18 protein-coding genes and 1 pseudogene are annotated in these 19,667 nt (G+C 32.6%); 6 read left to right on the forward strand and 13 right to left on the reverse strand.

Annotated elements, in window-relative coordinates:
• Positions 1–60: 60 nt before the first annotated feature.
• From AAA926_RS04580 to AAA926_RS04605, 6 genes are all read right to left on the reverse strand, one after another.
• On the reverse strand, positions 61–1,632 hold the full coding sequence (locus tag AAA926_RS04580; RefSeq protein WP_338211970.1) for an ATP-binding cassette domain-containing protein: 1,572 nt from the start codon (positions 1,630–1,632) through the stop codon (positions 61–63).
• Positions 1,633–1,818: 186 nt separating this feature from the next.
• Entirely contained in the window at positions 1,819–2,277 is a 459-nt protein-coding gene (locus AAA926_RS04585) for a hypothetical protein (protein WP_338211971.1), read from the reverse strand.
• A complete protein-coding gene (locus AAA926_RS04590) occupies positions 2,264–2,482 on the reverse strand; it encodes a helix-turn-helix transcriptional regulator (protein ID WP_338212257.1) in 219 nt (72 codons plus the stop codon). Before AAA926_RS04590 ends, AAA926_RS04585 begins: the two co-directional genes overlap by 14 nt.
• Positions 2,483–2,604: 122 nt before the next feature.
• Positions 2,605–3,561: an NAD(P)-dependent oxidoreductase gene (locus AAA926_RS04595; RefSeq protein ID WP_338211972.1), complete on the reverse strand. Its 957-nt coding sequence runs from the start codon at positions 3,559–3,561 to the stop codon at positions 2,605–2,607.
• Between the two features lie 290 nt (positions 3,562–3,851).
• Positions 3,852–4,067 carry a hypothetical protein gene (locus AAA926_RS04600; RefSeq protein ID WP_338211973.1) on the reverse strand — a complete coding sequence of 72 codons (216 nt, stop codon included), beginning with the start codon at positions 4,065–4,067 and terminating at the stop codon, positions 3,852–3,854.
• 138 nt (positions 4,068–4,205) lie between these two features.
• Positions 4,206–6,152 (reverse strand): M13-type metalloendopeptidase, encoded by a 1,947-nt coding sequence (locus tag AAA926_RS04605; protein WP_338211974.1) that lies wholly within the window; start codon positions 6,150–6,152, stop codon positions 4,206–4,208.
• Positions 6,153–6,395: 243 nt separating this feature from the next.
• On the opposite strand from AAA926_RS04605, the gene AAA926_RS04610 reads away from it, so the two are divergent.
• Positions 6,396–6,971: a hypothetical protein gene (locus AAA926_RS04610; RefSeq protein ID WP_338211975.1), complete on the forward strand. Its 576-nt coding sequence runs from the start codon at positions 6,396–6,398 to the stop codon at positions 6,969–6,971.
• Between the two features lie 253 nt (positions 6,972–7,224).
• A complete protein-coding gene (locus tag AAA926_RS04615) occupies positions 7,225–7,782 on the forward strand; it encodes a hypothetical protein (RefSeq protein ID WP_338211976.1) in 558 nt (185 codons plus the stop codon).
• Between the two features lie 85 nt (positions 7,783–7,867).
• On the opposite strand, the gene AAA926_RS04620 is transcribed toward AAA926_RS04615, so the two are convergent.
• From AAA926_RS04620 to AAA926_RS04630, 3 genes are all read right to left on the reverse strand, one after another.
• Positions 7,868–8,122, reverse strand: a complete 255-nt coding sequence (locus tag AAA926_RS04620) for a hypothetical protein (RefSeq protein WP_338211977.1) — start codon at positions 8,120–8,122, stop codon at positions 7,868–7,870.
• Positions 8,123–8,138: 16 nt separating this feature from the next.
• Positions 8,139–8,339: a hypothetical protein gene (locus AAA926_RS04625; protein ID WP_338211978.1), complete on the reverse strand. Its 201-nt coding sequence runs from the start codon at positions 8,337–8,339 to the stop codon at positions 8,139–8,141.
• Between the two features lie 109 nt (positions 8,340–8,448).
• Positions 8,449–9,501, reverse strand: coding sequence for a Fic family protein (locus AAA926_RS04630; protein WP_338211979.1), 1,053 nt, complete (start codon positions 9,499–9,501; stop codon positions 8,449–8,451).
• A 1,236-nt stretch (positions 9,502–10,737) separates the two neighbouring features.
• Between AAA926_RS04630 and AAA926_RS04635 the strand changes: the two genes are divergently transcribed.
• Together AAA926_RS04635 and AAA926_RS04640 are read left to right on the forward strand one after the other, a co-directional pair.
• On the forward strand, positions 10,738–10,926 hold the full coding sequence (locus AAA926_RS04635) for a hypothetical protein (RefSeq protein WP_338211980.1): 189 nt from the start codon (positions 10,738–10,740) through the stop codon (positions 10,924–10,926).
• Positions 10,916–11,152 (forward strand): annotated as a pseudogene (locus tag AAA926_RS04640) (IS3 family transposase); the annotation flags it as partial. The gene AAA926_RS04635 and the pseudogene AAA926_RS04640, both read left to right, overlap by 11 nt.
• A gap of 139 nt (positions 11,153–11,291) precedes the next feature.
• Here AAA926_RS04640 and AAA926_RS04645 read toward each other — a convergent pair.
• Positions 11,292–12,815: a hypothetical protein gene (locus AAA926_RS04645; protein WP_338211981.1), complete on the reverse strand. Its 1,524-nt coding sequence runs from the start codon at positions 12,813–12,815 to the stop codon at positions 11,292–11,294.
• Positions 12,816–15,283: 2,468 nt separating this feature from the next.
• Between AAA926_RS04645 and AAA926_RS04655 the strand changes: the two genes are divergently transcribed.
• Together AAA926_RS04655 and AAA926_RS04660 are read left to right on the forward strand one after the other, a co-directional pair.
• Positions 15,284–15,703 carry a hypothetical protein gene (locus tag AAA926_RS04655; RefSeq protein WP_338211982.1) on the forward strand — a complete coding sequence of 140 codons (420 nt, stop codon included), beginning with the start codon at positions 15,284–15,286 and terminating at the stop codon, positions 15,701–15,703.
• Positions 15,704–15,779: 76 nt separating this feature from the next.
• Positions 15,780–16,577, forward strand: coding sequence for a hypothetical protein (locus AAA926_RS04660; RefSeq protein WP_338211983.1), 798 nt, complete (start codon positions 15,780–15,782; stop codon positions 16,575–16,577).
• A 277-nt stretch (positions 16,578–16,854) separates the two neighbouring features.
• Here AAA926_RS04660 and AAA926_RS04665 read toward each other — a convergent pair whose 3' ends face one another.
• From AAA926_RS04665 to AAA926_RS04675, 3 genes are all read right to left on the reverse strand, one after another.
• The gene (locus AAA926_RS04665) at positions 16,855–18,057 is read right to left on the reverse strand and encodes a tyrosine-type recombinase/integrase (protein WP_338211984.1); all 1,203 of its coding nucleotides are present in this window, start codon (positions 18,055–18,057) and stop codon (positions 16,855–16,857) included.
• A gap of 83 nt (positions 18,058–18,140) precedes the next feature.
• A complete protein-coding gene (locus AAA926_RS04670) occupies positions 18,141–18,335 on the reverse strand; it encodes a hypothetical protein (protein WP_338211985.1) in 195 nt (64 codons plus the stop codon).
• Between the two features lie 64 nt (positions 18,336–18,399).
• Entirely contained in the window at positions 18,400–19,449 is a 1,050-nt protein-coding gene (locus AAA926_RS04675) for a Rep family protein (protein ID WP_338211986.1), read from the reverse strand.
• Positions 19,450–19,667: the final 218 nt, after the last annotated feature.

The following is a 19,667-nucleotide window of genomic DNA, read 5'->3' on the forward strand; positions in this document are numbered from 1 at the left end:
TACTTTATTTTTACAAAAAGTAAGCTTTTTATTTACCATACATTTATTTGAAACCATATCTTAAATATAATTATTAAAGTCAATTACAGCATCATAACGCTTTAATTCTGCTGGTTCATAATGGTGAATAACCTCAATGAAAGTGAAGTTAGACGCAAACAAGTAATCATGAATCGCCTGAGAAGTTGCCTTGTCCAATGAGGCATTAACTTCGTCCAGTAATAAAATTGGCCGTTTGGCTAAGATAGCCCTTGCCAGTTCAATTCGTGCTAACTGACCACCGGATAATTGGTCGGCATTATCACCTAATTGGTAGTCAAAACCTTTTTCTTTAACCAGCTGTCCCAGTTCTAAATGTTCACACACATCTGTAACTTCTTCTTGCGGGATGTCGGCACCTAACGTAAGGTTAAACCATAATGAGTCGGCAAAGATAACCGCACTTTGGCTTGAATATGCAAACAAATTAGTAAAAGTACCTGGTTTAACGGCCTTTTGATTAAGCAACTCTTCTTGTGCCTGACCATAATCGCCATACATTAAATATTGGAGCATGGTGGATTTACCAGAGCCGGATGGTCCAATGACCGCAACCTTTTGTCCTTTTGCAACTGCAAAATTAATTTGACTAGCTAATTCTTTATCCTGCCGTTTTAAAGTCAGATTTTTCACTTCTAATTGCTTAAAGTCAGCAGTAGCAACACCGTTTTGCGGTTTTTGCTCACCTTTAGCAATAAACTGATTGATCTTGTTAACGATGCCCTTAGTGGTAGATAAATTGTTTCGTTCATTTAAAATTTGCAGGATAGGGTTAACAAAAGAATTAGAAAGCTGAGTGATGGCAAATAATGCTCCTAATGTTATCTGACCATTGACTACCAATAATGTCCCAAAAGCAAATGGTAGTAAAAATGCACTGGCAATCGCGATAATATTAAGGTAGGTATTAGTATTATTATTCAGCACATTCATTTTGGCCAGTTTTTCTTCCAGACGTTCAACGGCACGCTTATTTTGCTTAACAGCATTGTCTTGCTTGCCGTATAAATTAAAAGTTCCAGTACCAGCTAAAATATTTTTGGTTTGGCTGACATACTTGTCGTTAGCCTTAGTCCAATCACCTGAAGCTTTTTGAATTGGTTTTTGGAAAAAGTTGGACACAATTGTAGGGATTGCTGAGCCCACGAAATAAATCAAGGTAACAAACCAATTTAAATATAAAGCATAACCTAGCGCCAAAATAACGGTATAGGTATAGATCAGAATTTCAATTTCAGCTTCATAACGGTTAGTTTCTAATAACTTAAAATCGTTGGTCAAAAAGCCAAGATCGTTACTGTCCTCTTCTTTATTTAGCAGCATTCCCTTTAACACTTTAGTTCTCAGCTTAGTGTTAATCTGCTTAACTGCATCGGTTTTTAAGTAATTAAATAGTAAGCCTGAAATTAAGATTATAGTTAATGCTACTATGATCTGCAGTATTAAAGAAGGTAAAGCTGAAAATTGTCTCTTAGTTGCCATATTGATCAAATTGCTAAGCATATAAGCAGCAAAGATATTTAAAGTACTGTAGATTAAACCGAAAACATTGAGCCAAAAGAATTTTAAATGTGAATAGTTATGGTAAATCATTATTTTTCTCCCTCAGTTTTGTTAATAATTTTTTCATTCATCAAAGATGATAAATTAATTAAACTTGAGAAAAGCCATGTTTACAATACTATTTGACTAAGAGGTCACTATCAGGAGAGTAAGTGGGACAAATTTTATACTAAAATGCAGAACCAGTTTTATATCCTTATAAATATTTAGACCTTACTAGTTTCTAAGTTCATTGGTAATACCTATAATCATTTCAATTAATAATAATAAGTTCCATAAGACGCTTAAAGTAGCGGCAATGGTTGTCAATATTATGACTAGTGTTGTAAAGCCTTGAGATTCATACATGAACGCCGCCCCAATTAGAAAAACCAGGCTCAGAATATAAATTAACCAGTTAGCTATTTTATACATTTGGTGATCAGTTTTTACTGCAATGAACTCATCACGCTCGTCTTCATCATCTTTATCTGTGCCCACAGTTTTGGCTTTATAATAAAGATAAAAAGCAAAACTAACAGCAAAAACTGCATAAATAATATTTTTCGGTATATCGGTTTGCCTGCGGTGCTGCATAACCTCTAAGCTGATCAGCACCAACTCAAGAAATGCTAATAATACAAAAAGGCACGCTGCGAAATAATATTTGATCTTTCTTTTCTTATTCTTCTTCATTTTCTATATATTCCTGTAAACAAAATAAGGTTTCAATATCGGTCCTAAAAACTTGCGCTAGTTTATACGCCAAGATGAGTGAGGGCTTGTATTTACCCTTTTCTACTGAGATAATCGTTCGTTCGGTGACACCCACTTTGACAGCAAGTTCACGTTGCGTTAAGTGCAGCTTTTTTCTATTTTCCTTAACTAAATTTTTGATAATCTCACCTTCTTAACAATATGAAGTTGGCTTCATGTAGTTAACTTCATATTTTATTACAGTAAAAGAAAAAAGCCAAGTAAAAACCTGGTTTTTATTCATGATTATTTTTACTAATTAAAAAATTACTTATTAACTTGGTTTAATGGCTTATGATCCCGTAAATATGAAATGAGATTTTGTGAAGCCTCAGCAGCAATATTCGTGCGGGCAGACAGTGTTCCTGAGCCTGCATGAGGTGATAAAATCACATTATCTAGTTCGCACAAAGCTTGTGGTACTTTAGGTTCAGTTTCATATACGTCTAAACCTGCTCCGGCAATATCACTGTTTTGCAATGCGGCAATTAAATCATTTTGTTTAATCAGCTTACCTCGAGCAACATTGATAATATAAGCTGTCTTTTTCATTTGCTTAAATACTTGAGCATCGAAAACGCCTGTTGTAGAAGGAGTTGCCGGAGCGTGCAGGGTAATCACATCTGCTGTTTTAACAAGAGTAGCAAAATCTACATAATGAACATTCTTTTTTGCTTCTTCTTGAGAACTTAACTGATGTCTGTTATGGTAAATGACTTTCATGCCAAAGACTTGGGCATACTTGGCTACTTCAGAGCCGATACGCCCCATACCGTATATACCAAGCGTTTTTCCCTGGAGTCCCGTCCCCATATTTTCCGGTTTAGAAACATCAACCCATTTTTCAGTGCGAATGGATTTATCATAAAAATGCAAACGTCTCATAGTTGCTAGAATTAGGGCAAAAGTCATTTCAGCAGTGGGAATAAGAACGCTTTTAGGACAATTGGCAACAACAATTCCTTTTTGCTTTGCATAGTCAATGTCAATTTTGTCATAGCCAACGCCACTAGCAGAAATAATTTTCAAGTTAGTGCCGGCATCAATTAATTCACGGTCAGCCTGTGTTCCCATGAGTATCAGACCTTCATACTCAGATAGATGTGCTAAAACCCAGGCTCTACCTTCTTTTTCTGGTTTACGAGTCACAGCAAAGTTTTTTCTTAACTCCGTTAAACCAGCTTCTGGCATTCTTCCTGTTACTAAAACTTTTATGTTACTCATATTCTAACCCTCCCTTAGTTTGTAAGCTTTTTTCTCTAGATTGATCATTATCTAAAAAGCTTTAAATTGAAGTTTCACGTTAATGTTAATTATACTTTAGTATTTGTCTTTCATCAAAAAAGCCTGACAATATTTAAATCTTGTCAGGTATTTTATCTTGTATATTTTCTGTTAGATTTATTAATTGCAGTGGCACTTTTTTAGAAATGTGCGCAAGATTTTTAAAAAGGCTACCAGTAACTACATATATAATTTGACCTATTTTAGCGATGTGATATTCTTTTTTAATTTTATTTATCTTGCGTCAACTTAAGAATTGCACTGACGGCTGATGCTGCAATAGCTGCTACAATCAACCAGCCAAGGGCATTTCGCGGTCTGTTATATGTAATAATCGGTCCCATACTCCACAACTGATTTCTAGCGATGGCTACTGCAAAAATGCCAATCACGACAAGCCACAAAACAATTGCTAATATAGTAGTTAGTCTTTGAATATTTTTCATTATTATTTTCTCCTGCTTAAAAAATTATTTTTACTATTTTCTAGCATCACGTGCTTGACTTATATCTGTTTTAGCACAAAGCAGAAGCTGATTTTCTTAAAAAAGACTTAATTTATAGTATTAAATTTTTACAACTTTTTACCAGACTTGTACTCGTTTATCTGGATCAAGCCACATGCCATCTCCTTCTTTAACATTGAAAGCCTGATAAAACTCATCTTGACATTGTACCTGCACATTTGCTCGAGCCTGAGAAAGTGCATGAACATCAGATGCGGCGACTAATTGCCAAAATTCAGGCTTAGCGTTTGTTGCCCAAATTCGCGCATAGTTTTCAAACAAAGTTTTGGCGTCTCCACCTTCTTGCTTATTAGCTGCAACAGCTACTGTCAAGCCACCCTGATCACCAATGTTTTCTGAAACTGTTAATTTACCGTTAATCTTGCTCGTACCAACTTCAACACCATCAAACAGCTTAATCTCAGCTTTGACCCTTTTATTAAACTCGGCATAGTCTTCATCAGTCCACCAGTTTTCCATATTACCTAATTCATCAAATTGAGCACCGTTGTTGTCAAACGCATGCGAAATTTCATGACCTACAACTGCACCAAAACCACCATAATTAGCTGCACGATCTTGCTGTAAGTCATAAAAAGGCTTTTGCAGTAAAAGTGCTGGGAAGGTAATGTCATTACTCAATGGTTCATAACAAGCATTTGGTTCTACCGCCGACATTATCCAAAGTGTGCGGTCAACGGGTCTGTTAATATCTGCAAAGTTATCCTTAAGCTTAATCTGGCTATTTTCTTTAACATTACTATATAAGCTGCCACCCTCTAAAGCTGGTGTTACTTTGAATTTGTCATAAAACCCTTGAACATGCTCTGGATAGCCAATTTTTAAGACTAAAGTATCTAGCTTCTTTAATGCCTTTTTCTTAGTGGTATCTGACAGCCAAACATTCTTTTTTAAATGATCTTGGTAAACTGCAATCATATTCTTAACGATTTTAGTAGCATCAGCTTTGGCTTCAGCACCCAAGTATTTTTCGCCATAATATTGGCCAATGACATCGCCAAATAATCTGACCGTCTCATCATAAGCAAAGCGCTCGTCTGTAACTAAAGAATCTATGCCATACATTGCTTTTCTTAGTGGCAGTATTGCCTTTCTAAATTTACGTGATAAATATCCAGCTGCTTGATTAATAAAATATCCGATTAGCCAACCCTTTAATTCAGAGAAATGTTCTTCATTAAACAATTCATCAAATTTAGCTAAATAGCCTGGCTCAGTAACATTAACTTTTTTAGCAGTTTCAAGTCCATTTTCTTTCAGCAAAGCAGCTAAATGAATATTTTTACTCTGGTTTTCAAATTCTGTCACACTCATTGGATGATAGATATTTTCAATCTCTGAATTATATTCTGCTGATTGGTAAACCTGCGCCAAACGCTGATCCAATTTAACTGCTCCTGTGGCGTATTGTTCAGCTTCATCCTGCTTAATACCACTCATTACCAGCAAGTTAATGGTTTGCTTTTGCCAAACATCAAGCAAGTTAGCAGTTTTTTCATTACCATAATAACTGGTATCAGCCAAAATCAAATTTTGCCGGTAAAAAGTGACAATATTCAACTGTGCATTTTTAAAATCTGGCTCCACTTCAAATTTGAACGGCAAGTTATCCATTAGCAATAGTTTGGTCAAATTCTCATTGACATCAGCTAAATTATTGAGGCTGGTTAAAAAGGCTAAATCGCTCTTAATTGGGGCTGCACCTTCGTCCGTTCTTTTTTGCTCGTCTTTAGCTACCCGGTAAAACTCTACCGCTTTATTAAAATTCTTAATGTGCGGAATTGGCTTTTGCCCACTTAAAAAATCAGTAAAATCTTTTACCAAGTTTTTGCGAGTCTTCTTCTCTGCGATGCTAAAGCCATCAATGATTGGTCTGCTGGCAGGAACAGGGTTTTCTTGCAGCCATTTTGAATTAACCGCTAAATAAAGGTTATCTTGCTCACGAATATTTACATCAGGTTTAGTAGAATCGCCAAAGCCACCACGAATATTAAATTTAGTCATTTGTTTTTCTCCTTATTTTTAATTTTTTATTAGCTTAATGTTACATTCAGGTAGAAAAGCAAAGAGGAAATTGTCGTATTCGACATTTTTAATTTTTTGTTATGGTAGTTTTTAAAAAGATTGGACGCTATGCTGCTAAAGTTAGACATCTTGCCAAATATTTTCGTCATTACTATTAATTTGGTTCATACTAGTGATTAGTAGTATATAATACAATTTAGTAGTAAAAATAGGAGAAAGAAAATGAAACTAAAGAAAAGAATTTTCACAATATTGGCATTAATCGCTGTAGCTATTGGCGTCGGAAGTGTATGTAACACTCCAAATACTGCTCAAGCAAAAGGAGTTCCTACTGTTTTTCCTAAGAACATGCGCGGAACTTGGTACCAGTATTATACTGACGGAGTTGAGAAAGATCTTAGTAAAGTAAAAATAACTAAAACAACGTATATTTTAGGTGAATATACACCTAAAGTAATACATAAATATATACCACATGATAAACCGGATTTTGAAAGAGCTGATTGGATATTCATCCCCGGTTATCAGAAACAAAGAGGTATTACTTGGTTAAATGTAAAGCAATGGAACGAACCTGCTGGCATCGGTATACCAAATACTGGTGATGATGGTGAAGACGGCGGCTGGGGTGAAAATGGCGGTGAATTTTTCAACGTCTCCAAACTTAAGGGTCACCAGGTATTATCAATTGCAAACACGATTGATGGAACAAGTATACATAATACGTCTCACTGGTATCGCTCAGTTAAACTTGCTAAAAAGTTGAACAAGCGCCACTATAAAGGATTTTTATATTAGTAAACGCTTTTTTAAAAATAGGATTACCCCCAGATTTAGGGGGTATTTTTTGCTTTAATTTACCGCATAATCATCAGATTTTTAATTGCTATATACTTGCTGCACACATATATAATGAACCTAATTTTTCGTGGGATAAATTGTCCAAAATAGGTCTAGAGCACTGTTAGTAACAGCTTTAATGTGCTATAGTAATTTATAAGAATTTATTAAGGCCTTAAGGTTTTTTTATAATTAATTTAGGAGGAAAAATATGCCAGAAATAATAAAAGAAACAGGAGAAAAGAAAGTAGAAGTGGATAAGTCACGTAATAAGACATGGTTTAAAAAAGAATTTTCTGCTAGTACATTACTTTTTTGGATTAAGGGTTCGGTAGCAGTTGACTATAGATTTGTAAGAATAGTTGAACAAAATACAGTACTGGGGCTCCTTCCAGCTGGTAAGCATAAACAAAATATTCCCTTAAAAAACATATCTGATGCTTCAATTGACACATCTTACTCCATTAAAGACTTCATTTTTGGTGTGATTATAGCAATGATTGGCTTAGGAATGTTTAACTCTGATACAGCAATCGGTATTATTGTTTTATTAATTGGTATCGGCATCTTTTTAAATGGTATTATGACTAAATTATCAATTGAAAAGGGTGGCTCAGCTTACGAAATATCTGTACCATTTTATAACAAGCAAAACATGATTGATATTCAACATGCTATTGAGGAAGCATTGACAACAGACATAGATAAAACAGATCAAAGCTTATACCATCACCGTTTAGCTGAAGATGATATGGATAAAGTAAAATAACAATTTAAGAGTTTTAAAATATAAAATAGATAAAGCCTATGTTTATCACTAAAGTAAACATAGGCTTTATCTATTTTTGTTACATCTATTTATGTCTATATATAAGCCTCTTTTGTAAATTATACATATTGTGATAATCAGCATTATTCCTGATTAATTTTTCGTGTGCATCAAAGCCCAGAACTCTGCCATTTTGTAAAAAGAGAATCTTATCCGCATATTTCACGGTTGACAAGCGATGAGTTACAAAAATAATTGTTTTGCCTTTGTTTTCTGCCAAAAAATGCTGGTAAATTTCATTTTCACTTTTTGCATCTAAAGCAGCAGTAGGTTCATCCAAGAACTCCACTTGAGCATTAGTATACATGGTCACGTGCAAGTGCTATTCTTTGCCACTGTCCTCCTGAAAGTTCTGTACCATTGGCAAATTCCTTATTTAAAATTGCGTTTAAGTCGATCTTTTTATCTTTAAGCAATGTTTCTAGTCCTGCCTTCTTCAATGCAGATTTAATTTTCGCGTTACCGCCTGGACGAAAAACTGCTACATTGTTGGCCAAACTCAACTTGAATTTAGAATAATCCTGAAAAGTTGAGGATAAATTTTATCGGTAATTTGCGGTGCAAAATAATTAAATTTTGCACCGCAAACTTGTTTATTACACTGCTTTAGTCATTGGCAATATAGCGACTTGCCTTTCCTTTGCCTACTAAATCTATTTTTCCTTCTTTGCGCAACTTGGCTAAAGCATGCTTAATGGTACTTTCACCATATTGAGGCACTAAATTCATTAGTTCTTGTCTAGATAGCGGCTTTAAACTATTAGTAATTTTACTCAATAGCAATGATTCCGGATCCTTTTCAGTATCACTAGTGATGTCAATTCGTGAATCTAATTCACGATAAGCTTGCAAAACGATACTCAAAAAGTAGTCAACATATGGTTCATAATCGTTTTCATTATTAATCCATGCTTTACCTGAACTTTCTAGCAAAGTCCGATAATATTGCGCCTTAGTTTTTTCTATTAAACGTTCCAAACTAATATACTTATCAACTCCGAAACCTAATTGTTGTAATTCAAGTAGCATTAACAAGCGTGACATTCTGCCATTACCATCTCTAAATGGGTGAATTGATACAAAATCCAACATAAATGCTGCCGCCAGTATTAATGGCGGAAGAGAATTATCACAAATTGCATCATTATAAGTTTCACATAAACTTTGGACTAATTTGGGTGTCATCCAAGCTGGTGGTGGAGTAAAGCGAGTTTTTTTATGACCATCTGCAAAGGTAGTAATAATTTCATTATCAATGTCCTTAAATTGACCACCCCAGTTGCTTTCAGTAAAATCGAACAATTGTTTATGTAATGTCAATATATTATTGGGCGTAATCTTGATATATTTATAATTATCATGAATTACTGCTAAAACATCACGATAGCCAGAGATCTCTTCTTCACTCAGATTTTTCGGAGTCGTTTTTTGATCCATTAATTTCTTAAGCCGTGCATCACTTGTTGCAATTCCTTCAATTCGATTTGATGAGTCTGTACTCTCAATCTTTGCTACCATCAATAACTTATCCATTGTGTCTTTCGACTTTAAGGAGATATGATCCGTTTTACCTTTGAGCTCATAGATCAGATTGAGTTTTTCAATCATCTTCGTGGTTACTTTCAAACCATTTAAAGTTTGATAATCAAAAACTTTCAAAATATTATGTCTCCTTTATAAGCTAGTTTCTTCCTACATATTTTATACCAAGTATCAATGTATTTAAAAGTTTATCAGTGCAAAATTTAATTATTTTGCACCGTAAATTTGTTTATTACACCGAAAAATATTTGTTACTACACAAAAAGGAGGGTTATAAATACCGCTATATCAGCCATAGTGCCTACCTAAAGTTTTTGCGCGAAACACAGTTAAAAACGTGTTCCGTATTGTGTGCAACATTTACCTTTATACAAAAAATTATCCTTCGTTTATCCGTTTATCTTCATAAACGTTGATAAATCAAAGATAATTAATTTAAAAGAATCTTCTAAATGCTGACTAGAAGCAGATAACCCTTAGTTAATACCTACTGTTGATTCAACTTATCTTACTGCTTTTATAAAAACCGTGTGTCAGAGCATTATTTAATAATATATAGTCTGATAATTGCTTGTATCATTAAGTATAAAATAATAATGAAAAAATATAATCAAAAAAACAAACTGCTAATCCTTTAGTAATACAAAAAGTTAGCATATCACATTACAGATTAACCCAACTAACTCATTAGCAGACCGGGAAAAGCTTTTCTATGACTGAGTAGAAAGACAAGCTCGACAATTATTTAATACTGGTAAAGATTTAAATCGCATTTTACAAAATCAAGATAAAAAAATATTTCTTTTCTTATATCTAAAATAATGTATTTCTCAACTAATAAAAATATACCTTTTTTAGTCCATGGAGTCGGTCGCCATTATAGACATAAAAAAAGTCACATTTTTCTCCCGCATGGCTAATTCGAGATGCTTCTCAACAACGTCTTTCACTTTTAATTTCTAGAATACGAAAAAATAAAGTCGTAGATCTTAAAACCACCGATTTACAAATAGAGAGCCTAGCTAAATTAATTGTACAATATAGAAAGATTGTCAATTCATTTGAATGGGATACATTGAGAGATGTATTTATAAACAGATTAGAAGGATCTAGACGATCACCACAAGATCATACTCTGGAAAATTCAATAAGATTGGCAGTTTCTACAGCCATTCAAACATATACAAGTCTCATTTAAATTATGGAAAATATAAAGTCAAACTTGAACCTAAACAAGGAAAATTTGGAAATGATACTATGGATGTAGCAATTGAGCTATTAAATTCTTAAAAAGCTTTTCACATATATTTTCCAATAAAATCTCTAAAAACTGAAGGAGGAGGATATTCTCATTTGTTTTCTAGAGATATTATGACACCAATCTCCAACATTAAAGAAGCAGAACCAAATTCTAAATTTGTAGTTGTTATTGTAGCAGAGAATTGGGACGAAAAAGAATTACAAATAATTTCTAATTCTATAGATTTAATATTTCATTTCAAATTGCATCATAATGAGTTTCAAGCTTTTGATGAAGATTAAGCAAATCATGTCGCGCAAGGGTAATTGCCACGATAATGCACCGAGAGAAACAATCTTCAACCTAATGAAACGGGAGAAGCTTAACCGCATTAAGATCAGTTCACTAGCAGAAATGCGGGAAGTACTGCGTGATTACGTTTACTGGTTCAACCATATTAGAAGATCAAACAAACTAAAATACACGACTCTGATTAAATATCGGAACCGTGTATTGGGTCTTGTGTAATATTAAAATGTCTAACTTTTTAGTTGTACTTCAAACAAGCCTTGATTTAATAGGATTTTTATTTTAAGTAAAGTCTAAAATTAGTTTAAAATAGATTTTCCTCAGACACTTTAAAATCTCAAATTTAATATATCAACTTTTATATATCTTGAAAATAAACAATAATGTTGTGAATTAATGGTTCAAGATTTCCCCATTGTCCAATAATAGAAACTACCAACGCTATGACAGCAATTAGTAAACTACAGCCAGAATGTCTGGAGTGGCTTTTTTCTTTCTTAGAATCATATTTAGAAGTTATTATTTTTTGCTTTTGGGCAACTAAATTTTCTACTTGCTTTGTTCTTGCATTAATTTTGTATATTGATTTTTTTAAATTGCTTACAATTCTTCGTAACTGTTTTTGTCCATATGCACTATTCGACATTTTGATAAATTTATCTTTAAAAGGATATATTTTTACCACTTCAAGTAATTCGTTATATTTTAAAATCAATTCTGAATAATCATAATTTTGTTTGACAATTGTCCTATACATTTTTGCTTCAGATATCGTATTTAAGTTATTGTTTAAATATTTTTCCTGTAATTGTTTTTTCTTCATAATAACTGCAAAAATGGAAGAAATTTGCCCGAACATGTACCATTGTTTAATTACTTTATCCCAAATTTCATCTATGTTTTTATCATCTTTATATTCGGAACTTACTAATAAATTTAAGCAATTATAATCCTGATCTAACAACTCATAGGACTCATCAACGTATAAAAAGTCACATACTTTATTTCTTAAATGCAATGGAATTTTATATCCATTCATTACTGGAATATTATCAAAATTACCATTCGAATAATTTGCTAAATATTTTGAATTTATTTTTGAATATAGAATACTTACTGCAGGAACACCTAATTCGTAAAGATATGTCTTAATTCCTATTTCTTCATTTATAAAATATAAAAAACTCCATTTTATTCTCGCTATATCTTCAGAAAACACTTTATTTTTTACAATATAATCAGCATAAACATTAGTAGATGCAACTTCTTTATCATCTACTTTAAAAAAATAAGGAAATACATTTCTAGCAGCATTATTTTTGCTTATATTGCCCTCTAATTTTTCCTTAGTTGATCGTTTAAATTTTAAAATAAATTCCACACTAACCATAGAAGGTGTTAAGTCATTAAAACAAATTATAAGGTCAGTAAAATCTTCAAATTCATCGTTAAATATAATAGGGTGCAAATTCGTATAGGATTCACTATAGCCCATCCAATTGTTTATTGAATTAACACAATCTTCTATCTCATCCCTCGATATAATTTTAAAGAAATTCTCTTCACTAACATTAAAATAATTTTTCAACTTATACATACAGTCTAAAAGATTATCTAAATTTCTTTTTTCGATTATTTCATTTATTATTAAATAATCTGGTTCAAATTTAAAATCATCTGTGGCATAGGGCTTATCATTATTTTCTCTGCCATTAATTAAAGCCTGTAATACTTCTTTAAATTTTTCTTTTTTTGATTCATCTTTTGTTTTCCTAAGCTCTCGTTTTATTATTTTTTCAGCACGCTTTAAATCTTTTTTATCTTGTAATTTTTTAGCTTCCATGCCCCAAATTTGTTGAGACCTTTTTGGTAATTTCTTCATAATTTTTCTATTTCAAACTAACTAATATCTATTTTCAACTTTATTTGCATTCGCCATTATCAGTTTCTCTCGTACAATAATCTTACTTTATTCCTTAGCCAAAGATACAACTTTTCCTCACTTTTATCTTCATCAACATGCACATAAGTGTGCATAAACATTTCAAAGAATGCCCTAATCTGTTTGCTACCCAAGGGTATGACATACCTTGGGTATTACCTAACTTAGTTGCTACCGTGTGCCGACAAGTATACATACTAACATTTAAGTTCTGATTATTAACCCCTACCTTCATATTCAATTACTTCAACATGTCATTCATGCTTTTTTGAGAGATTGGATATCCAAGTGCACACAAACTGTAATCTGTGATATTCAATAAGATACAATCGTTAAAATTAGTTAAACCATTTTCCTTTAGAAGTTCTCGCTGGCTATAGTGAAACTTATTCAATAACTGCAAAAGTGGTTCAGAAAGGGAAAGGGTTAGTCTAGATTCTCCATGTAGTCCACTTTTTAAATGTCCGTTAAGATGTTTTTCTTTTTCATTCCAAGAATCATTTATCCGAAAAACCTTAAATTTTCCGTCACCTATAATTTGATTTCATTTTATAGTTTGAATCTCTTGAGGTCGCATTTCAGCATCTAGAACTATCAAAATTGCAATTCGAATTGTCCAATAACTTATTCTAATTACTTTCAATTCCTTATAATTATTTCTTTAATATCTTCAATATCACTATTACTAAAAACATATTTTTTAGCAAGCATACTAATTCATCACGTCTAAAAAATTTTGTTAATGGTCTCATAGGAACAGAATTTTTCAAGATACCATATTCTTTTAAAGTAGAAAAATAGCTTCTTAAATTCTGTAACTGCCTGTCTGTCGTACTATGCGTTTACACATAATTTCTAGCAAAACTCCGCATATCTTTTTCTTTAATATCTTTAACTTTTTTCTTTCCAAAATACTGAGTAACCAGTTTAACAGTATATGGCTCTCTCTCCTAAAAAAGCATAGCAAGTTACTATGCCTTCTAATTAATGTTGACTACTTACTAATAACCATTCTTGCACTTCTTTCAAAACATAATATTTACGTCCTTGATTTTCCAGTTGATGATAAGGCCTAGTGTTTTAATTAGCTTAAAAAAGTAAGTATAGCTAATACCTAATTCCTCTGCTATTTGTCTAGAGTTGAGTAACTCTGTAGTACTTGCCTTTCTGTTTATCTCCCTAAACTAATTCCTCCTTCAAATATTCTAAATATTCCTCTAAGTTCAAGCCCTATGTAGAATTTGCAATAGTTTTAGTATCAGAATATATTTTATCTAAATAGTAATAATGACCATCGTTACAGTAAACACCCCAGCAAGTAAGGATAAATATTATTTGTAGTTAATATTGAAATATATTTTCCTAATTCTTTAGCTAAGCGATGTTTAAACTCTGCCTCTACTCTAATCAAGTTTTCACAACTTCTTGCTCTGCTTTTTATCATATATCCTCAAAAAAGCATCACTTTTTCCGCTATCGGCATACAGCGTTTGAGCTTCATTATAATTTCAATTATCTTGAAGTGATTAAAATTATTCTTATTCCTTGTCTGTTTAGAACAAACAATTCTTTATGCTTTGTTGAATAGTTTCATTAACCGAAAAGCCGTAATTAATTAAATCTATAGCTATATCTAGTCTAGAAATATGTCCCAACACTTCATACAGCCATTCAATTATTTCCTTCCAATTAACTGACCAACTAACTGAAAGTTCGTGTAACTCAGCAGGACTTTCATATAGCGCTTTGTCTGTCGCAGTACAGTCGATGTGTATTCCCATATCTTTTCTTGATTCATTCCACATTACGGAGATATTTCCACTCCAATCCTACGCAAGGAATAGTCTTAGTTTCATCGCTTGAATCTTGATCCTATTCTGTTGTTCTCGTTAAAGGTGGAAAGCAACTCACCTTGTTTTGTTATATTATTGGACAATATAGATATCTTTTTTTCTGTATTTTGTTTCCAAATGTGGTTATTTATATATAAATATGACATTTATAGCTACATATAATATACAATTATTTATTTTATAAGCCAATAACTTTGTTCCCATTTTTTGAACTTTTTGCTAATTATGTACTAATCGTATAAAATTAATCCTAATGAGGTAACAATATGACTCCAAGCTGAATTAAAGAACTAAGAGAAAAAAACAACTTTACGTAATAAGATCTATTCTAAACTTTTAAAAAATAAAAATATATCAGCTACACGGGTAACGATAGCAAAATACAAAGCAGGAAGCAGAGTTCCAAATGAAGAAGTATGGAAAGCTTTAGCAGAAATATTTAAAGTCACAGTATCTTATGTAAAAGGCAAAGGAATTAGAGGTAAATAAGTAGAGTGTAAATTAGTTAATCTACTTTTTTCAGTATATTATGATAACAATAAAAAATTGAGTAATATGAAAGCTAATATTTCTCATTTTCTTTCTATAAATAGAGATAAAGAGACTGCTGATTCCTTTACTAAAAATGATGAAGATTATAAAAATAAATCATACATAATAAACTTTTGGAAAGATAGATTTAAATTTCTATTTGATAAACAATTTGAAGAATCATTGGACGGCGCTAATGATCAGGAAATAATTAATAATGTTAATTTAATTATTCGTATGCAATTAGCAGAAATTATTATGAATCAAAATGATAGTAATTTCATTAACGACTATAAAGAATCGAATACTAAACTAATGGATGAGTTCTACAATAAGAACAATGCATATACGTTAATCCCTGCTATAGACCATCAAATAGAAATCTTAAAAAAGTATCGAAAGTCATTCTTAAATCATGGGTACTTTGAAAGCCAAAAAAAGTAAGTAATAAAGCTTGTCATTTTTAATAAAATATATCTTATCAAGAATAATTGATACTACATAATCATTTGGGTAAAATATGAATCAATTCAAATATAATTTTTCAGATTATAACTTAAATATTGCAATAACTATCTCTAAAGAGCAGTTTAAAATATATTCTCAGTTAATTAAAAAATTAATTCCATTGGAGAACATAGTCCAAACATATAAGATGACACAAAATCAATATACTGAGCTACGAGCAGTACCATATATTATAGAGAATCTTCCAATTTTAAGTGAACAAGGATCAGATTTAGCCATTCAGAAAACAACCATTTACATAATGGTTAATCGCATGTTCATAGATAATTGTAAAAATTTAATAATTCAATTAGATAATTCAAATCTTAATGCCCTAATTAACTCATGTGAGAAAACTCCATGTGAAGAAAATTTACGTGTATTACGTAACTATGCAAATCATGCAACTATTCCAATATCTGGATTAACTACAGAATCATCAACTAATAGTGAACCAAAGATAAGACCTACAATAAAAAGAAATGATTTAAAAGGTCATTTCAATAAACATGACAAATCAGTAATTAACAATTGGCCTGAAAGTGGAATTGAAATTATGTCAGAGATTACCAAGGCTAATACAATTATTCAGAAATTGATTGAAGCAATTATTCAAGAATTCATTAAAATACGAATAAACGATAAAGAAATAGAGCAAATAAAAGCAGATAAAAAAATATGGAAAGATATTTTGATTCCCAAAAAAACTAGAGGCGTTTTTCCTCTCCCTTTATCGAGTGAAGCAAAAGTAGCCTATACCGATTCTTTATTATTAAAGCTTGCCATTTCTTCTATAATCAATACTCTATAAACTTTTGCCACACAGGATGCCACACAAAATTTTAGTGTGGCATTTTTTGTGGTAAAACTAAATATTCATAACTATTTTTAAAACTACATAAATAATCAAAAGTAACAAAAAAGTCTATCATATCAAGCTCTTTTGAACTCAAATGATAGACTTAAAAACTTGTAAGTTGTTTAAATAATGCTGACTAGAAGATCAGAGTTTTTAGTAAACAAATCCTTCTCTATCAATACTTAAGCCAACTTAATAACTAGATCGTGTTCCGTAATCTGTTCGTAAATCAGCTTACCCATAGTTGATTCATCTTTTGATTTATATCTTGTGAAACACCAACATAGGTCTTCATGAACATATTTAATGAGTGTCCCATTCTTTCGGCTGCCCAGGGGTATGACATTCCTGGTGTACTTGCTAATTGGCTACACACCGTATGCCGAAAAGAATATAGACTCATTCGCTTACCCTCATTTTCAATTGAAAGCTTAGTGCAAATTTCTTTTAGCATATCATTAATACTCTTCTGACGCACAGGTTGATAATTGCTAGATCGTCTATAATCATGTAAGTTTAAGAAAATCAAATCTACTGGGTTATCTAGATTATATTCAGCTAAAAATCTTTTTTGCGCAGTTTGATATTTCTCAACTTGATCAATTACATTTTCAGGTACTGGCAAAAGTGTTCTGGAATATCCTTTTGGTCGAGCTTTTAATGAACCATTAAACGATTCAGTGTAATCTGACCAACTATCATTTATACTAAAAGTCCAATAACCTTTTTCTTGCACAATATCAGAGAATTTTAAAGCTTGCAGTTCACCAACACGCATCCCGGTGTAGCTTTCAATTAGTATTGCTAATTTACTGCCATTCAACTGAACTGGATTTTTTTGCAAATCAGTCATTATCAAGTTCCTAATTTGCTTTAATTCAGACTTCGTGAAAATACGCCATTCTTGTGGTACCGTAAAATCACTTTGTTTGAAGAATACTTTTAAAGCATTTTCCGGAACAGGATTTTCTTTAATAATTTTGCCTTCAAGTGATTTGAAATAATTTCGCAGATGAATCAAGATTTTAGCAATATTTGATGAACGGCTGACTGTAGCATGGTGTTGTTTAACATAATCATGAGCATAACTTTCAATTAAATGAGTAGTTATTTGTCTAATTTGAGCCTTTTTAAAATACTTTTTAACTGAGTTAGCAGTATTTTGCCATGATCTCAAAGTGACTGGACTGATTGACTTAGCACGGTGATTTACATACCGTTGAAAATCTTTAGCAAAAGCTACCGTAGAATCACTGGGATTGAGTCCATCTTCGTATTCTTGCCACATCTGACGTTCAATCTTAACTGCGGCTTTCTTAGTATCTGCATATTTTACTGGCCAACTAATGCGTTTACCAGTTACATTATCGGTTGGTTGGATTCTAACACTGTACTTGTTGCGATTTTTCTTGCTCATTACTTTTTTAATCATAGATATCTACCTTTCGAAATCAAAAGGTAGACTTTTAGTTTCGTGATCAATAACCACTTAACATATAGTCTACCCTTTTTTTGCTATTTAGACCAAGTTTTTTCCTGGTGATAACCTGCTTTTAGCAACCAATTAGTAACTTCATCTAAATTGTAATATGCGCGCCCGTGGGGCAGTTGATGATAGGGCATCCCTGACCTACGCAGTTTATATAATAGGGGAGCACTAATATTTAATTCCTGACATAATTGCTTGCCATTTAATAACAATTTTTTCATATTAATAACTCTTTTCTTTTATTGCCTTATGAAATATAATGAACTTGTATTTATTATTTGAAAGTTAGGCAAATTTTTGAGGTTTTTGCTTAGCTTTTTTTCTTTGCTTTATTTTTCTTCTGATCCTAGAAATCAACTCAGGTGTGACTTTAATGGGCTTGATTCTGCGTAACAATTGATTAAACGTATCAACGCGTGTATCTTTCACTGAGTCGATATTTCGGTAAAAAGTCAACGGATCATACGGAGTAGTAATGATAATTTTCTCTGCATTGAGTTTCTTATCATGATATCTACTAGGTGCTGCCTTGTCATGCTGGTAAGGATCAAGCATTCGGAGCAGGTCACTGTATTCGAAATCATTTGGTCGCAAGTCATTAATAATAATGAAATGCTCCCCGTTGTACTCTTGGAAATGATCACGCGAACTACCCAGTGTGACATAGTCTTCGTTTCGAAAAATATGCTCAGCTAAACGGGTTTTACCGACACCAGACTCGCCATAAAGCCAGAGAGTTGTCATTTTGTGACCTTTGAAATCATGTAGCCATTGCTGGTGTGCTTGATTTGCAAGTTCTGAATCTATCCGATCGATGAGTTGTTGATGACTAGCAACACCATAGACCCCAAGCTCTTCCGTCAATTGCTCGCGGGTAATCTGTTGTTCGGAATAGCGCCTAATCTGTTCCTTCTCATATTTGGGACTGAGTTTGATTTTCTTCCTTATTTTTTCCATCCTGGCTGGAAAGTCAAAGGAAGCGACTACTTCAGAATCAGGATAATGATACTTGCCCTCACTATCAGCGTCTTCTGTCTCATGAATCAGGTAAGAATAAGCATTATTGATGCGACCGCGCCATACCTGCACATATTGGGGATTATCTTGGAACAGGCTGGCTACACTAGCAACCGTCTGAGGATTCTCGTATTTCAGGATCACATGATAATGTGCTCTTATAGGTTGTCCCCTATTATCAACATCTTTGTTATGGTTGATGTAAGCCCATTCAAGTGCTCCTGACTTATCCAATATCTTGGATAACTCGGATTCTTTGATTTGCAAATGTTGCAAGTCTTGGACAAACATGAATTGACGGTATCTTCTATCGGTCATAGGCATCAACTCCTTTCTTATTGTATGCATGTAGTAATGCATACATGTAGCATTGCATACATGTAGTATTGCATGCTTTTCCTGCACAGTTGCACACATTAAGCCATTTTAATAACAAGCCCGAAAAATGGCTTAATGGTAGGGCTAAAAGACCCCTGCACAGTTTGATTCTGTAATTTTTCATCAGGCAGCTCTCTGCCGCCCCTTCGCTGACGCGA

The sequence above is a fragment of the Lactobacillus juensis genome (assembly GCF_036246285.1).
GTDB classification, from domain to species: domain Bacteria; phylum Bacillota; class Bacilli; order Lactobacillales; family Lactobacillaceae; genus Lactobacillus; species Lactobacillus juensis.

Bases quoted from the DNA above. Each gene is read 5' to 3' on its own strand.
- AAA926_RS04605 (WP_338211974.1), bottom strand. From the start codon at position 6,152: ATGACTAAATTTAATATTCGTGGTGGCTTTGGCGATTCTACTAAACCT.
- AAA926_RS04600 (WP_338211973.1), bottom strand. From the start codon at position 4,067: ATGAAAAATATTCAAAGACTAACTACTATATTAGCAATTGTTTTGTGG.
- AAA926_RS04670 (WP_338211985.1), bottom strand. From the start codon at position 18,335: ATGAAAAAATTGTTATTAAATGGCAAGCAATTATGTCAGGAATTAAAT.
- AAA926_RS04585 (WP_338211971.1), bottom strand. From the start codon at position 2,277: ATGAAGAAGAATAAGAAAAGAAAGATCAAATATTATTTCGCAGCGTGC.
- AAA926_RS04595 (WP_338211972.1), bottom strand. From the start codon at position 3,561: ATGAGTAACATAAAAGTTTTAGTAACAGGAAGAATGCCAGAAGCTGGT.
- AAA926_RS04675 (WP_338211986.1), bottom strand. From the start codon at position 19,449: ATGACCGATAGAAGATACCGTCAATTCATGTTTGTCCAAGACTTGCAA.
- AAA926_RS04660 (WP_338211983.1), top strand. From the start codon at position 15,780: ATGAATCAATTCAAATATAATTTTTCAGATTATAACTTAAATATTGCA.
- AAA926_RS04645 (WP_338211981.1), bottom strand. From the start codon at position 12,815: ATGAAGAAATTACCAAAAAGGTCTCAACAAATTTGGGGCATGGAAGCT.
- AAA926_RS04580 (WP_338211970.1), bottom strand. From the start codon at position 1,632: ATGATTTACCATAACTATTCACATTTAAAATTCTTTTGGCTCAATGTT.
- AAA926_RS04610 (WP_338211975.1), top strand. From the start codon at position 6,396: ATGAAACTAAAGAAAAGAATTTTCACAATATTGGCATTAATCGCTGTA.
- AAA926_RS04615 (WP_338211976.1), top strand. From the start codon at position 7,225: ATGCCAGAAATAATAAAAGAAACAGGAGAAAAGAAAGTAGAAGTGGAT.
- AAA926_RS04655 (WP_338211982.1), top strand. From the start codon at position 15,284: ATGAAAGCTAATATTTCTCATTTTCTTTCTATAAATAGAGATAAAGAG.
- AAA926_RS04665 (WP_338211984.1), bottom strand. From the start codon at position 18,057: ATGATTAAAAAAGTAATGAGCAAGAAAAATCGCAACAAGTACAGTGTT.